We start from the raw sequence: 14,673 nt of genomic DNA on the forward strand, positions 1-14,673 counted from the left end.
AAATGACGATTCCCGCTTTTGATAAAAACGATCTGAACCAATTCGACGAACCCGCCAATCTGTTGAAAGCTTTGTCTCACCCGATTCGCTTATGTATCGTACGCGGCTTGATGCGCAAAAAGAAATGTAACGTTTCCTATATGCAGGAGTGCCTGGACATCCCCCAATCGACGATCTCCCAACATTTGCAAAAGCTGCGCGGCGCAGGGGTCGTCACCACCGAACGCAAAGGTCTGGAAGTCAATTATATTCTGGCCGACCCGCGGGTCGAAGCCATCGTGAACGCTTTATTCGGAGAGGAAGAGTGCGAAGCATGAGCAAAAAAGTACTGATTGTCGGCGGCGTGGCCGGCGGAGCATCCGCAGCGGCCCGTTTGCGCCGACTGGATGAGCATGCCGAAATTATCATGTTCGAAAAAGGCCCGTATATCTCGTTCGCCAACTGCGGACTGCCTTACTATATCGGAGGGTCGATCGCCGAGCGCGAGCGGCTGCTCGTTCAGACGCCGCAAGGCATGCAAGACCGATTCCGGATCGACGTCCGCACGCACAGCGAAGTGATCTCGGTCGATACGCATCAGCGCACCGTTCAAGTGCGGAGCGCGGAACGCGGCCTATACGAAGAAAGCTACGACGAACTGATCTTGTCCCCGGGAGCCCGCCCTGTCGTGCCCGATCTGCCGGGCAACAACCATCCGCTGATCTACACGGTTCGCAATATCCCCGACATCGACCGCATCAAGGAAAAAGTAACGGCGGGCGGCGGACGATCCGCGATCGTGATCGGCGGCGGATTCATCGGCGTCGAGATGGCGGAGAATCTGAAAGAAGCCGGACTGGACGTTATGCTGGTTGAAGGAAATCCTCAATTACTCGCTCCTTTCGATCCGGAACTGGCGGCATCGCTGGCGCAGGAAATGCAGCAAAAAGGCGTAAACTTGCTGTTTTCGCAGCGCGTGCAAGGCTTCCGTTCGACGGATCGGGGCATCGGCGTCGAATTGGGCGGCGAACGGCTGCTGACCGCCGATCTGGTCATTCTCGCGATCGGCGTTATCCCGGATACCGCCTTCTTGCAAAGCAGCGGCATACAACTGGGCGCGCGAGGCCATATCGCCGTCAACGAAGCGCTGGAGACTAACCTTCCGCACGTGTATGCGGTCGGCGACGCCATCGAAGTGCGCGATTACGTGCACGGCGGCAAAACGTCGATTCCGCTGGCGGGACCGGCCAATAAGCAGGGCCGAATCGTCGCGGACCGGATCGCCGGACTGGACTCCGTGTACAAAGGCACGATGGGAACGTCCGTCATCAAAGTATTCGACATGACGGGCGCTTCCACGGGCAGCAGCGAAAAAACGCTGAAGCGGCTCGGCATCGACTACCGCAGCGTCATCGTGCATCCGTCTTCCCACGCTTCCTACTATCCGGGCGCCAGCGCGATCGCGCTCAAGCTGCTGTTCACGCCCGAAGGCAAAGTGCTGGGCGCGCAAGCCGTCGGCTACGAAGGCGTGGAAAAACGCATCGACGATATCGCCGTTGCGATTCATTTCGGAGGTCACGTGAGCGATCTGACCGAGCTTGAACTGAGCTACGCCCCGCCGTTTTCTTCCGCGAAAGATCCGGTGAACATGGTCGGCTACGCGGCAGAAAATATCGTTGCCGGGCGCGTTCAGTCGTTTACGTATGACCAGCTCGACGCGCGCATTCCCGAAAACTCCATCCTGCTGGACGTGCGCAGCGATCTGGAGCATCGCGGCGGCCATATTCCCGGCTCGATCTCCATTCCGGTCGACGAGCTTCGCGGGAGGTTGAACGAGCTCGACCCTGCCAAAAAAATTTGGGTTTACTGCCAGGTCGGCTTGCGCGGGTATACCGCTTCGCAAATTTTGCGGCAGCATGGATATGACGTTCGGAACCTGAGCGGCGGTTATAAAACGTATCGGCAAGCGCTGTTTGTTCCGGCGGATGTTGCGGACGGTGACGATGGAGAACCTGGCAATGAAGGGCAGAGCGGAAATGAAGGACAACGCGAAAAAGCAAACCACAATTCGCCGCTTTCTTTTATACAAGAAACGGCCCCAGCTCCTCTCGTCCCCGCAGCCGATCAGCCGCTGACCGTCGACCACGAACTGGACGCGCGCGGCTTGAGCTGCCCGGGTCCGCTGATGCAAGTCAAAAAGAGCATGGATAAGCTCGAACACGGACAAACGCTGCGCGTACAAGCTTCCGATCCGGGCTTTTATGAAGACATCAAAGCCTGGGCTAAAATGAACGGTTCCGACTTGCTGAAGCTGGAACGTCTGAGCGGCGGTGCGATCGAAGCGGTATTGAGCAAAAAGACGGCGGAACAACGAAACTCTCCGTCCTCAGCCGTGACGCCGACTGCTGCCGCGGAAGATCCCGCCAGCACGATGGTCGTCTTCAGCGGGGATCTGGACAAAGCGATCGCCTCCTTCATTATTGCCAACGGAGCAGCAGCCAGCGGGCGCAAAGTGACCATGTTCTTCACCTTCTGGGGGCTAAGCGTCATTCGCAAGCCGGAACGGCAATCCGTAGTTAAAAGTAAAATGGGCCGCATGTTCGATCTGATGCTTCCCCGCAGCAGCCGCAAGCTGGGATTGTCTCGCATGAATATGCTGGGCATGGGGCCGAAAATGATCCGCGGTTTGATGAAAAGCAATAACGTGGACTCGTTGGAATCGCTGATCCAAAGCGCAACCGACCAAGGCGTCGAACTCGTCGCCTGCCAGATGTCCATGGATCTGATGGGGATTCAGCGGGAGGAATTGATGGACGCGGTGAAGATCGGCGGCGTCGGTTATTACCTGGGTCAGGCTTCGCAGGCGAATCATAATTTATTCATTTAGAAACGCTCAAGTGTTGAAAAAGAAAAACGACCTTATTTTCTGCATTCAAGCAGAAAATAAGGTCGTTTTTGATTTGGTAACGTATTGAGTTTAATCTATTAGATGTTGCGCAAGCATGAGACGACTGTTTTATACGAGTCTTTCAAGCAGCGCCACAGCCTCCACATGCACCGTCTGTGGGAACATAGGCGGGTTGGTTGTGGTGTGAAACTGTATGGTAATGCCAGTGTTTATGGGGATTTGAAATTAGGTATTCATGTCTTTTGGGTTCCTTTTGAATAGGGTTTGTTGGATTTCGTCCCCAATTCGTCCCCATGGTTACGGCTGGTCTTTTGAAATCCTTCGCATTAAATCTGCTATTCTTTTTTTCAATCTCAGCACGCTGTATCGGAGACATTTGCTCTTTTCTTTTCTTTATAAAAGCTGTCACTTCTTTATCAATAACTTCTTGTGAATCTGTAGGTGGAACGATCATCACACCACTTATAGGATAAGACATATAACAATCTCTTTCGGAACACATATCAAGTTTCCCTAAAAAAGGTCGACTGCCTTTAACAATACTTGAAGGGAATCTTTTAATCTTTCGAATATACCCTCCATGTTTATACTGCTTCTAACTTGATGTTAAACTCAGAAGTTTGCCTCATTGTGCCCTACTATTCCACTACTATAAATTCTTTCTTGTATGCATCCCAAGCCAGCTTTCCCTTTTGTTATTATCTGAGTAGTCTTTCACACATAATACGAAGTTTTTAATCATTTCATTATTTTTACCGTTTGAGAAGTTGCGTATAAATATTTCTGTATCTTCATCTGAGATATTTCCTCGTTTCTCACATTCAATATCAAAATAATACGCAGCCATATTAATATTTTGATCTCCCAAGGTTATATAATTTAGAAGCTGGTTTGCTATTCCCCAACTTTGAGAGGCTCTTGAACTCAGAACGTTGTAAGTATAGGTGCCAACTTCTAAAGCTCCCGTACCCAACCTAACACCGAGTTCCTCAAGGTTATTTTCATTAAAAGAATTTAAATAAAGCGAACATTTTCAAAAAAATATCAAAATCTATTTTTTTGCATTTATCCCTGTTTTCCGCTTCTCCATATCCTAACGGAAGCATACGATATGTTATCGTTCATTCGTTTTTTTGTACCAAAATAGGCATCATCCTTTATAACATAATTATTCTTATCTCCCAGCCCCGCTAAAAGCTCATCGAAATACGTCAGATGCTCAAATATGGCTTGTTCGGTCCTATCATGCAATAAAGGCTTGACTGACAGCTGCTTTGCATATTTTCTTGCGACCTCAATAGTTTCTTTGTGAGATTTTTGAAAAATATCTGCTCGGTAATCATTAATAATATTAATAAACAGTTCATTTTCTTCTGATGACCAGCGTTTTGCCACGTCCAATCCTCCAAACGTTAATTCTTTTTTATCGATTAGTCTTTTTCCTTAGGATAAATAATTTCTTTAACTTCTATTGCACCTATGTCTTAAATTGCATATTTTTTATTCCAATACTTTGGATGTAGCGCGAGATAGTCAATACCAGAATATATCCCTTGTCTAAAACATAATTCCCCTACCTTCTCACCAAGCTCATTAAATCATGCCGATCTAGCGGCTAATTCATGCGCCTTCATGACGAGGGCATAGCCCGTCTCTACTACGTCGAACCCCGATAAGGTTTCTGCGTACCGGTCAAGGTCAGCTTGGATGCGTGAGTCTACGTCGTAAGTCCAACGCGATCCGACCAATCTAAAAACCGCATTGTTGATAGTTCTGATCTCGCTTCGTTCTGACAACCGCTTTTGACAGTCCACTATCCTGCAGATTGAGTTATCACCAATTAGCTCGACTATTGCCTCATAAAATGGATTAATATGCTCCGCTTGAAGATTAATTCCCGATAACCGCTCGATGTCGAAAGTACGGTTGGAGCCGCTATTTGTATAAACCTGATGACTGTCCTTCAACATCGTATTGTATTTAATGAAATAATACTGCCAATCCTCAATTGTCCATTTTCCAGGATTAATAAGTGACTCAACTTTTTCCTTCATGGACCTCCCTTGTGCATTAATCAAGGCTGCTGTAAACCTCGTGAACAGAGGTTTAAGAGAGTTTTCGGAAAGTGTCCATAAATATTCACGGTTTGCACGTTTTCCGCCAAAGAGATACCTTGGCCCCAAGTTACTCCAACCAAGTTGTACTTGATATGATTCTAAAGATAACATTGCACGGGACACAAACGCTGCATTTACCTTGTCCAGCTCTACGAGTGTATCAGTCAACTGATTTGAAAACGCGACAAAAGCATCGAGCCATTGGTGTACTGCCCCTTTAAGTCTTGGCATATCTTCAAGAGTGTGCAGTGACTGTTTTAAGTGTGGATGTTTATTGAGAAGCTCTGCTTTCTCCTTCTCCTGGCCCCAATTCGTGCTAGTGAAACCAGGAATGGATGACTCCTGAAGTAGCGCCTCATATATGGGCTTGTTGAAGTTTACCATATAGTCAACCCCGCTCAGTATCGATCCAATGTTCTCTACGCGTAGGTTACTGTTATAAACGCCGCTGTTGCCTTGGCGAACACGAATAAGTAAATTACGCACCACACGCAGTGTGTCAATCAGATCCGTTTCTTGCATCGCTATCTTCTTCGCTACAATGGTATATAAGAGTACTCGTTCATCCAATTGTAATGAGTTGTTTAAACACTTTTCCATCAGTTGGATATCGTTATTAAATAAAGGCAGCTCCTCAAAGATTACTGTAAACTGCTGATGAATATCGCGGCGGGTTTTCCATAGTGACAATGCGTCAAATAAGAAGGAGACATTCTCCTTCTTATTATAAACCGACGCCAAATCATGGATTCTGCTAAATTCCTGAATAAGAAGACTAGCGTTTCGTTCAAACGGGTTAGCTTTAAGGTACAATGCACTGCTAATAAAAGTAAATAACCGCATGAACGCTCGATCGATCGTATTGTCCTCATCACGATATTCCCATAGTAAGTATGTCCATTCCTGCTCTATTCGTAAAGAGAATTGCTTGCTCTCCTCAATAAAGCCATTTTTCTCAAGCACCTGCTCGAACTGTGCCTTAAAATTCTCGAAAGTAGATAATGGCTTACCTCTGGAATTCATCTTAATATATAGCTCATCACTTAATCCAAAGCGCTCTAGCTCTAGGAAGCTAAACGTGATTGGACAATCTTCGCTAGTGAGGCTTTCCAAGACAGGTTGGTCTACTTCGCAAAAAGATTCGTGTATGGAGTTCAGCATGACAAGCATCGCTTCGACCGTCGGGTCCGCTTGCCAATGATACTGAAACCATTTCTTGTTCCGGATTACAGATGCAGGAGTATCAACGGAAAAATCGCTAAAAGGAATCTTCTGCTTCGCCAATTGTTCACAGAAGTCACGAGCGCTGATCCTGGTCTCATATGAGAATTTGACCATGATCTCCGACACGTCCTTATTCTCCTTGACCGCGAAATACCAATGGAGTAGGAACAGCGTCGTCAAGCGTTGCTGGCCGTCTAGAAGGAATAGCTCATCCTCACTAACAGAACCGTAAATGAAATCAAAATCTAACTTTTTCTTCCGAAGAATCGCTTCTGTTATATTTTCAAGTAGGAGCTCACGGATTTCTTTCGTCTGCTCGTCGCTGCGACCTTGTGCGTAATCACGCTGAATCATTGGAATGCGAACCTTATATTGCCTCAGGAGCCGCCAGAATGTGTTCGGTGGGTTCATCTCGTATCCCCTTTACTGAAAGACCTTTAAAGACTCTTCTATCGCCGATAGGTATCCATTACGATCAGATTCATTCCACAACTGGAAATGATCAACCTTATCGCTGTAATACTTCATAAATGCGTTTCTCGTACAGATAGGAATGAAATGTCCCTTTTTGTCGTGCTCAAGCAACTTTCGATACTTGACAGGGTAGAAATGATTGCCCAGCGCGCTATTAGTCCCTTGGTCCAGCAATGCCAAGTTATCAATCGTGTTTAGATCTGTACCAAACCTCTCCATATTTTCAGTTACAATCTCTGTAAACAGCTCTTCAAACTCATTCTGTGATAGATTAGGATCATTCAGGCGAGTTTTAAGCTTTTTGACGATTGATTCGTCAGTGGGCTCGTTAAGCTGCTCAAATAGAGAAATCGTATCGCGAATCCATGCCTGCCACTGCTCCCTCGTTCTTAGCCCCTCTGTATTTTGAGCATGAATATGCTCGATACTCCATCTGCCCTTAGAATACGTATCGAAAGGAAAGCGTGCCTCATGGTTTTGCTGGGTCAAGCTCGTTGCAATATTAAACAAGAGCAACACGTTCTTGATTCGATCATTATCCACTCCATACTGCAGCTGGCTGATGTCAATCCCTTCAATTTGTTTATTCAATAATTGCTTCAATACTTTACGGAAAGTCTGCTTGTCTGCGGTGTTAGCATGATCATAGAGATCGATAATCTCGGCAATATGTCTGCGTTGCGTGAGATAGCCAATATAGTGGTACAACTCTCGATCCTCGAACCATTCCTCAATCAAAGCAAGGTAGCCCTTAATTTTTTGCCACACATCACTTAAATCCGGCTGCTTTTGAATTTCATAGAAAGTGAAAAACTTATCCGGACTTGCGGCCTTCGTATTCTTCGTATATAGGTCGAAAAGTAACTCAATACGGCTAGAGTAATCTTTCTTCGGATTGACGAAGTACCATAATCGATCGTTTCTTAGTTTGCGCTCGATCGAATCCCACTCATTCGCCCGCTCCAGCTTGCGCTTTTCGTCAGATGTTAAGATGAGCGCCTTAATAAGTTCAGCATTCGTAAGTGGAATTTTACCTATGTTCAGGCGACTAAAGACTTCCCGAACCTCTATCTCTGGATCGACTTCGTACCAGATGATTTTTACGTTTTTACCTAAAGCGATATGAAACTCATCTTCCAAAGTCACTCCATTCTCACGTGGCCCGTTAAACCATTTCTTCACAGTGTCGTACGCTTTCTTGAAGAAATAGTAATCGATATTTTTGTGGTCCTGTACACTCTCCAGATCGTTTAAAACCACCTCGCTGTCCGGTCGTATTTCATAGGTTATCGAGTAATTCACTCTTTTTAAGTATGACAAGATGATTTTTATTGTAGTTAATCGTTGCTGCCCGTCTATAACTTCATATTTCTTATGTCCAAATACATCCTGATCGTCGCACTCCCGTACTACAATCGGCTGTAGGCAATAAAATTCAGACGAACCGGATTGCATGAAATCATAAATATCGTCAAGCAGATTCAAAACCTGCTGTTCATCCCAACGATAGCCCCGTTGATAAGAGGGAATAAAAAAAGATATATCTTTACGAAGCTCATTAACCGTTCTCAATTGAATCCCGCTGCTCATACTCGGCCCCTCTACCCTTAAAATAAAGTGAAAATTACGATGACAGATCGTCAACCGTTCCTTATCACAATCATAATTGAGTAAACCATCGCTGTTTATGCCTTAAAACCACGATGTATACCCTATCCTACAAACTTTGCTACACCGTTTTGTAATAATACTGCTCCTCTAACAACGCCAGAGCCTCATGATATCGTTCCCGCTTTGCTAATTGTACCCCAGCTTGAATACTCATGGTCTTGTTCTTCCTCTTTAAAACGGTAAATCCTCATCAGATATATATATCATTGTGTCATCGCTTTGTTTTCCACGAAGTAATTCAATTTCTATCTCGAGAAGCGTGATACGCTGCTCATACTCATCTTCCATCTTTTTGATTTTCGAAGACATGGAAGTTACCATTCTTTTTAATTTCAACAGTTCTTCGTTTGATGACGAAGACACTGAAGACCCCCGGTCTAGCTTGCTATTGATTTGCTGCAGTAGTAGCTTCGTTTCGTTATCCGTAGTATTGGAAGTCTTCGTAGTACTTTGCTTCTGCGTAATTATTTTCTTTAGCTGCCCCTCCAACTTTTGGTTTTGTCCAGCAACCTCTTTTTGAATGATGTCCTTTAAGTTGTCCAGCACCTGAAGCTCATTGAGGCTTTTTAGCTCCTTTAGCCTTGCTACCGCTTCTTTTGAGAGCTTCTCTATTTCTTTAAAGGAATGCGTATGATCAAGCACCTCTAGGGTTGCTTTAAAATCATTCGCTAGCTGCGAAAAGTTGGAAACGGTTGAGTCTAGTTCCTTCGTGTTTTGAGAAAGCTCATGAAACCGGTTTAAAAGGACTTCCATCGATTTATTTTCGGCCTTTGTCGCCATCTTTAGCTCGTCTCCTTCTTAGTCCCATTAGTAAAGATGTTCTTCATTTCGTTTGATGTCGCTTCAATTTGTTTCAAATGCTGTAGATAGGACTTCAATTCCCGATCCAAGTACTTCGTCATCAGTGCATCATCATTAAGGTTTACAAGCTCCTGTAGTGGATTGGTTTCGAGCTTCTCCATCTCTTTTGGGATATCATAGTGTTCATGCCGATCAGAAGATAATAAAGCCTGCAATAGAAGCCTTGGCTCCTTACTTTTGCGTAAATACGTAATCGCCCCGTCGAATTCCTTTAGCTCCATTAATTCACGACCGCAGCGAACAGGATCCCGGTGGATGTCATAGTCCTTCTTGATTTTGCACCTTTGTAAGCCTTGTTGAGCGAGAATGGTATAGTCACTGTGGTCTTTCTTCAGTAAGTTCTCGTACAAAGCGATAGCATGCTCGTATGTTTCGTCGTACTCAAATTCTTCTGCTTCTTTCAATAGCTGGTCGAGTGTCGAGCCTTCACTTAGACCGAGTTCAACAAGGTCGAACTGTTCAATCACATCAACCTGACTTAGTAGCCAATTACTTTCGTTCTCACCCAGGTGATCCTCTATCATACAAAATACATCTCTAGCTCGCGTAACAGCTACGTATAGTAAATTAAAATAGTATCTGTACACCTCGTGGTTTAGCTTTAAGTTCTGAGTGAAGATCGCTCGCCATTCCTCATAAAACGCGGACATCATATTGTAACTTACAATATACTTCCGCTCGATGCCTTTAATTTCGGAAACTGTCAACACCCTAGACTCCAGTTCGGGATAAGAATGGACAAGCTCCGTTTTCGTCATCTCATTAGGAACAACTACCATAACGTAGCTCTTATCGGCCACGCTTTGAAATAGGCTGTCCTTTTGCCCCCGATACAAAAATGGTTTTCTGGTATAATCCCGAATCGCCGTTTCTGTCCATACTAAGTTTTGTTTCGTACGAATCTTTTCATTCCGCAGTGCTGATACGTTATTCGCAAATTCCACAATACTCCGGCTAGAGCGGTAATTATTAGTCAATGTTTTTAAATGATTAAAGTGGCCGCTTCCATTAACGAATTTAAAAATACTAGCGATTCGACCTGCGCTGAAAAACGTGGGATTAACATTTTGATGAAAATCTCCACAAACAAAGATTTGGGAGTTTTTTTTCATTAGCTGACTAAGGTAGTAAATTTGAACCTCTGTTAGATCCTGTACCTCATCAACCACCATATAGTTGTAGATGGGCTCACTTAGTGCTAAAGCCCTCCTTACCCAATCGCCTTCTTCATAATAATCTTGGCTATTTCGGTGCTGCACAAATGTCTTATATTTCTTAAATAACTGAATAACTCGTTTCCGTTGTTCATTGTTAAACATAGTGTAAGTCTGATTCAACTGCAGATATTCGTCTTCAGAGAGCTCCCTTTTCAAAGAGATCGCTCTCTTAAAAGCTTGAAGAACCGTCTCATGAAACGAAACCGAATTATCGGTTCTATACTGAAGAAACGAACAAATGTCCTGTAGCGGTGCTTTTAAGCAGAAAAAACCTTGCTGATCTGAAAAAGTGATATAGTCTTGCTCCCGAAGTAAGTCGAGTGTTCCGGCATCAAAAAATTTGTCATTTAACCGAATTTCGTACTGCCAATTCAGTCCGATAATCCCCTGTATAATCCCGCGGCGTTCCTTCCATAAAGAAAGGGAATCGTACTGAGCGTGGTTCATGCCCGGCTGAGAGGCATACCACTCTTTGAATGCTTTATACGTCAGGAGACTTCCTTGTCGTCCGTCAATCTCCAAGCCCTCTAAATGTTCCTCGAGTGTGAAGAAATGGATCTTCCCTTCATACTCCTTCGCATCCATGCCATAAAGCTTTGTAGTAATATCGCGAAATAAACGTTCAACCTTTTCCTTCAAGCGTCTTGAAAACGTAACATAAGCAAGTTTGAAATCCTTTCCTCGATGCTCCCTGACATAGGTAGCAAGCTTGTACGCACCAATGGTCGTTTTTCCGCTACCAGCTGAACCCAGTACTAACTGACCTTGGTCATTATCGATGACACATTCCTGCTGATAAGAGTCCAAATAGTATAAATAGCCTTCTTCCCCAAACAAATGATCAAGCTCGTCATGGCTTATGATCATTGGGATAGATTTGTTTAAAGAAAACTGTTCTAACTGCAGTAGTACTTGGTCTGATTCTACTATTGGTGGATACTCACTTTTGCTAGCGTTATCCTTCAAACTCCGTATACCTTGTTTGCTAAAATTTCGGTTCTTCGCTGTGATAATCTGCTTATCATGGGTGCAGTATTCTAGCAATACAAGACTATTTTTATATTCGTCTCGGATATCGTCATAAAACTTCCCTGCAATCGTGCAAAGAATCCGGTCACCCTCGTTAAATTTAAATTTATATATATGCGGGTGCACATTTTCTAGCTTTCTTAGGCTATTTCCCTTTGGTAAACGTTCGAAGTCATATTTACTGTCCTCTAGTTGCTTCACAAGGGATTGTACCTTTGTCGTTACCTTATGTTCTTTGTCTTTGGGTACCGATTTATAAAACTTATCCAAAACCAATATATTCATGACGGTCTCCTATTAGCGAATTGAACAAGCATTTAAAAGGGTTTTCATGGAATATGACTCCAAACAAATTTCAATCACTGACAAAGTTTTATCTAATATGACGAATATACCATGTAACATTCAAAAATTAGTTAAGGAAATTCATGATACACGCTGAGCAATAGTATAATACCGCGCAAAATGGAGGTGCCGTAATGAAAAATCACTTTAACGGTTAAAGAGGCTGCAAATCTGATAGGTTTATCAACAACTGCGAATTACAATATGTGTGTGGCAAGACAACTACCGCATATAAAGGCAAGGAGTAGAATCTTACTGTATCGATCGATTCTTGGAAAGTAGTTGGCTGGAGAATCACTAGATTTAATGCATGTTTAAAATTTCTACACTAAACATATTTAACTACAAGTAACAAAGCGGATCAGTACGCTTTGCTACTTGTGCAATTTAGCCATATAATTTCGAAATGTCATTTTGTAAAAAAAGAAGACGTGAATTATACTAAACTCGCTAACTATCGTCAACGCCGCAAGAACTCATGGGAACTTACCATCAGCCTTGGACGCGGCGTGGACGGCAACTACACGCTATAACCCCAACCCTATCCATAATTTGTCGTCTTTGATATCGATTGACTTGATGCTGCCGAGCGGCACTTTTTTTACGGCTTCCAGACCGTTCAAATCCAAGGCAACGACTCCTTGTGCGTAAGAAACTAATGGTGGCTAATCGAGCACTTTTTTCTTCACCACCTCCAGATTAGCCGGAGTAAAGGCTACCACTTCGAAATGGAGAACCCGGCCTTCGGCGCGTTGCGGCTTTAGAGAAATCTGAAAAGGAACGGATAGAAGCATCTTCTTGGCTTTTCCTTGAATCGAAAGCGCTCCGTCCACAATTCTGACATCCAGTTTCTCGACTCCGGCGATCGGTTCTTTCTCAAACAGGTATTGCAGCATTGCAGCCGTTATTGGCAGTTGTACCGTTTGCTCGTTTGCAGCCTGCGCCGCTCTGCCGATCATTTTTTTGAATAAGCCGCCCATAGGATTCCTCCTGAATTTTATTCCGCTTTAATCCTCAATCCCGTTGTCTTGATCGTATTTGACGACCGACTTCACTTCTTCGACGGTCCATCCCCAAGCGTTTTTCTTTTTGTTGAAACGCCGCTTTTTGATATATTCGATTTTGTCTCCGGCGCTTAACCGATGCCGATCGACAAGCGCCGCGGGGATAAATACGTCATTTGCAAAAGCAAACGGATTTCGGTCTTCCTTTTCCACATAGCCGCTTTCGTTCCGGATAAAATCCGCAAGCGATTCCTCGTCGCCGAGAGCTGCTGCATGTACGTGATATCGGTTCGGACGTTTGGAATCTTCGCTCATTTTCAACTTGTAGGTGCGATCGGCCTTCCATTCGACGGCTTCTTTGATCGAATCCATGCGGAAAAATCCTTCTTTAAGAGAACTGGCCGGGCTTTCCGAAAAGACTTGCGTGCTCCGGCGGTTCGGAAAATGGATAAACTCCGCGAAACCTTTATCCCCGTTTATACGCGTAACAAACACGGTCTCAAAAGGAAGGTTTTTGTATAAGATCGCTTCTGCTTCTTCGGCATATTTTTTCAATCCGTCCCGATTTGAGACAGCTTTCGTCCGTTCATACCATTCTTGTTTTCTCAAACCGCTCAAAGAAGAAGGCGCAGGACGTCCCCTGCTTTCTTTGATTTTGATGTAAGCATCCAATTCGAACTTTGCGTTTTCGTACAAATTCAATTCCAGAAGATGCGGAATGATCTTTTCCTGCAGCTTGACGAGCATTTCCGGTTTCGCTTTGCACAGAAGGCCTTTGCACAAATGTCTGAATTCTTCTTCACGCGGCACCGTCTCGCTCATCAATCCCCATATCCAGAATTCCCCACTTTTTCTTCTAGCGAACTCCGTCAAATCGCTTAACGCTTCCTCTTTGCGGCCGCTCATGAGGAGCAGCTTGATTTTATGATACGGAAGCCACTCATAGTTCGGAAACTTGGAAATATTCCGCTCTAGAACCGAAATATAACGGTCAATTTCAGATTTGTCGACGGCCGAATCCAGCGCGATCAATTTTTTGGCGTGCGAACTCAATATTTTTTCCGCGAACGGCCTGTTTTCGATCGTTTCTCCTTGAGCATTTTCGAACGTCGAAGCCTGATGATCGAAACGGTCGAACCAATCAAAACCGATCCAAGAAGTGAGGCGCAGATAATTTCTTGCGTTCAGCGTGGCTATTAGTTCTTCAATCAGCAAACGGGCCGGGTCCTTCTCCTGTTCCTTGCCGAAGGATCGCCTTTGTTCGAATATCGTCTCTTCATCTTTGCATAAGTTTATGAACAGTTCGAATACTTTGTTCGCGTTCGACTCGTCCCGTTGGACAACCCTGCGGATCGACCACAAAAACGAATTTTTCAATCTTGTCATCATTTCGCTGCCGGAATGGAAATCGATGTACGCATAGTCGTTGAAGATTTTCAGGTTTACGCAGTACGCTTCGATGTCGTTTTCCGTATGCTTCAAAAAATCGTGCATTACCCACCCGAAACCAATCACAGCATCTTCGTCTTTCGAATTCGACTCCACCAACGGAAAAACAAGATCGTAGGCTTCTTTTAACTTTCCTGCTTTTCTGAGCTTATTTGCTTCCTTTAACGGATCTGGATCCAGCTTGCCACCGTTATGGCGAATACGACTTACAATTTCGTCAAGGCGAGCCAAGATTCCGTCGATTTCGTCATCCCCTTTTTGCTCGGACAACTCTTCAATAAAATCTTTGCGGTTGATGCGGTTATAAACATAATCGGCGAGCATTTTATATTTCACGTAATGCGTGCTGCAAATGTGATACACATCTTTTTGCAAGTCTTTTTCCGTATACATGA

General features: G+C 44.5%; 11 protein-coding genes. 2 read left to right on the forward strand and 9 right to left on the reverse strand.

Annotation, left to right across the window (positions count from 1 at the left end; all coding sequences use genetic code 11):
• Positions 1 to 2 precede the first annotated feature (2 nt).
• Positions 3 to 317: an ArsR/SmtB family transcription factor gene (locus SACSAC_RS06245; RefSeq protein WP_037284642.1), complete on the forward strand. Its 315-nt coding sequence runs from the start codon at positions 3 to 5 to the stop codon at positions 315 to 317.
• Entirely contained in the window at positions 314 to 2,866 is a 2,553-nt protein-coding gene (locus SACSAC_RS06250; RefSeq protein WP_037284646.1) for an FAD-dependent oxidoreductase, read from the forward strand. Before SACSAC_RS06245 ends, SACSAC_RS06250 begins: the two co-directional genes overlap by 4 nt.
• Positions 2,867 to 3,008: 142 nt before the next feature.
• On the opposite strand, the gene SACSAC_RS06255 is transcribed toward SACSAC_RS06250, so the two are convergent.
• The 9 genes from SACSAC_RS06255 to SACSAC_RS06295 all read right to left on the reverse strand — a co-directional run bounded on the left by SACSAC_RS06255 (position 3,009) and on the right by SACSAC_RS06295 (position 14,671).
• Entirely contained in the window at positions 3,009 to 3,365 is a 357-nt protein-coding gene (locus tag SACSAC_RS06255) for a hypothetical protein (protein WP_037284649.1), read from the reverse strand.
• A 171-nt stretch (positions 3,366 to 3,536) separates the two neighbouring features.
• Positions 3,537 to 3,860 carry a hypothetical protein gene (locus SACSAC_RS06260; protein ID WP_037284652.1) on the reverse strand — a complete coding sequence of 108 codons (324 nt, stop codon included), beginning with the start codon at positions 3,858 to 3,860 and terminating at the stop codon, positions 3,537 to 3,539.
• A 92-nt stretch (positions 3,861 to 3,952) separates the two neighbouring features.
• Positions 3,953 to 4,282, reverse strand: a complete 330-nt coding sequence (locus tag SACSAC_RS06265) for a hypothetical protein (RefSeq protein WP_037284656.1) — start codon at positions 4,280 to 4,282, stop codon at positions 3,953 to 3,955.
• Between the two features lie 203 nt (positions 4,283 to 4,485).
• Complete coding sequence (locus SACSAC_RS06270; RefSeq protein ID WP_051506910.1) at positions 4,486 to 6,639, reverse strand: DUF262 domain-containing protein; 2,154 nt, start codon at positions 6,637 to 6,639, stop codon at positions 4,486 to 4,488.
• Between the two features lie 12 nt (positions 6,640 to 6,651).
• On the reverse strand, positions 6,652 to 8,292 hold the full coding sequence (locus SACSAC_RS06275; protein ID WP_037284659.1) for a DUF262 domain-containing protein: 1,641 nt from the start codon (positions 8,290 to 8,292) through the stop codon (positions 6,652 to 6,654).
• Between the two features lie 252 nt (positions 8,293 to 8,544).
• A complete protein-coding gene (locus SACSAC_RS06280; protein WP_037284662.1) occupies positions 8,545 to 9,153 on the reverse strand; it encodes a hypothetical protein in 609 nt (202 codons plus the stop codon).
• Positions 9,154 to 9,155: 2 nt separating this feature from the next.
• Positions 9,156 to 11,765, reverse strand: a complete 2,610-nt coding sequence (locus SACSAC_RS06285) for a UvrD-helicase domain-containing protein (protein ID WP_037284665.1) — start codon at positions 11,763 to 11,765, stop codon at positions 9,156 to 9,158.
• A gap of 725 nt (positions 11,766 to 12,490) precedes the next feature.
• The gene (locus tag SACSAC_RS06290; protein ID WP_037284668.1) at positions 12,491 to 12,805 is read right to left on the reverse strand and encodes a hypothetical protein; all 315 of its coding nucleotides are present in this window, start codon (positions 12,803 to 12,805) and stop codon (positions 12,491 to 12,493) included.
• Between the two features lie 27 nt (positions 12,806 to 12,832).
• Entirely contained in the window at positions 12,833 to 14,671 is a 1,839-nt protein-coding gene (locus SACSAC_RS06295; RefSeq protein ID WP_037284671.1) for a DUF7017 domain-containing protein, read from the reverse strand.
• Positions 14,672 to 14,673: the final 2 nt, after the last annotated feature.

The sequence above is a fragment of the Saccharibacillus sacchari DSM 19268 genome (assembly GCF_000585395.1).
In the GTDB taxonomy this organism is placed as follows: Bacteria; Bacillota; Bacilli; order Paenibacillales; family Paenibacillaceae; genus Saccharibacillus; species Saccharibacillus sacchari.

Excerpts from the sequence above, each read along its gene's own strand:
- SACSAC_RS06245 (WP_037284642.1), top strand. The coding sequence starts at position 3 with ATGACGATTCCCGCTTTTGATAAAAACGATCTGAACCAATTCGACGAA.
- SACSAC_RS06270 (WP_051506910.1), bottom strand. The coding sequence starts at position 6,639 with ATGAACCCACCGAACACATTCTGGCGGCTCCTGAGGCAATATAAGGTT.
- SACSAC_RS06285 (WP_037284665.1), bottom strand. The coding sequence starts at position 11,765 with ATGAATATATTGGTTTTGGATAAGTTTTATAAATCGGTACCCAAAGAC.
- SACSAC_RS06290 (WP_037284668.1), bottom strand. The coding sequence starts at position 12,805 with ATGGGCGGCTTATTCAAAAAAATGATCGGCAGAGCGGCGCAGGCTGCA.
- SACSAC_RS06295 (WP_037284671.1), bottom strand. The coding sequence starts at position 14,671 with ATGTATACGGAAAAAGACTTGCAAAAAGATGTGTATCACATTTGCAGC.
- SACSAC_RS06250 (WP_037284646.1), top strand. The coding sequence starts at position 314 with ATGAGCAAAAAAGTACTGATTGTCGGCGGCGTGGCCGGCGGAGCATCC.
- SACSAC_RS06275 (WP_037284659.1), bottom strand. The coding sequence starts at position 8,292 with ATGAGCAGCGGGATTCAATTGAGAACGGTTAATGAGCTTCGTAAAGAT.
- SACSAC_RS06255 (WP_037284649.1), bottom strand. The coding sequence starts at position 3,365 with ATGTCTTATCCTATAAGTGGTGTGATGATCGTTCCACCTACAGATTCA.
- SACSAC_RS06280 (WP_037284662.1), bottom strand. The coding sequence starts at position 9,153 with ATGGCGACAAAGGCCGAAAATAAATCGATGGAAGTCCTTTTAAACCGG.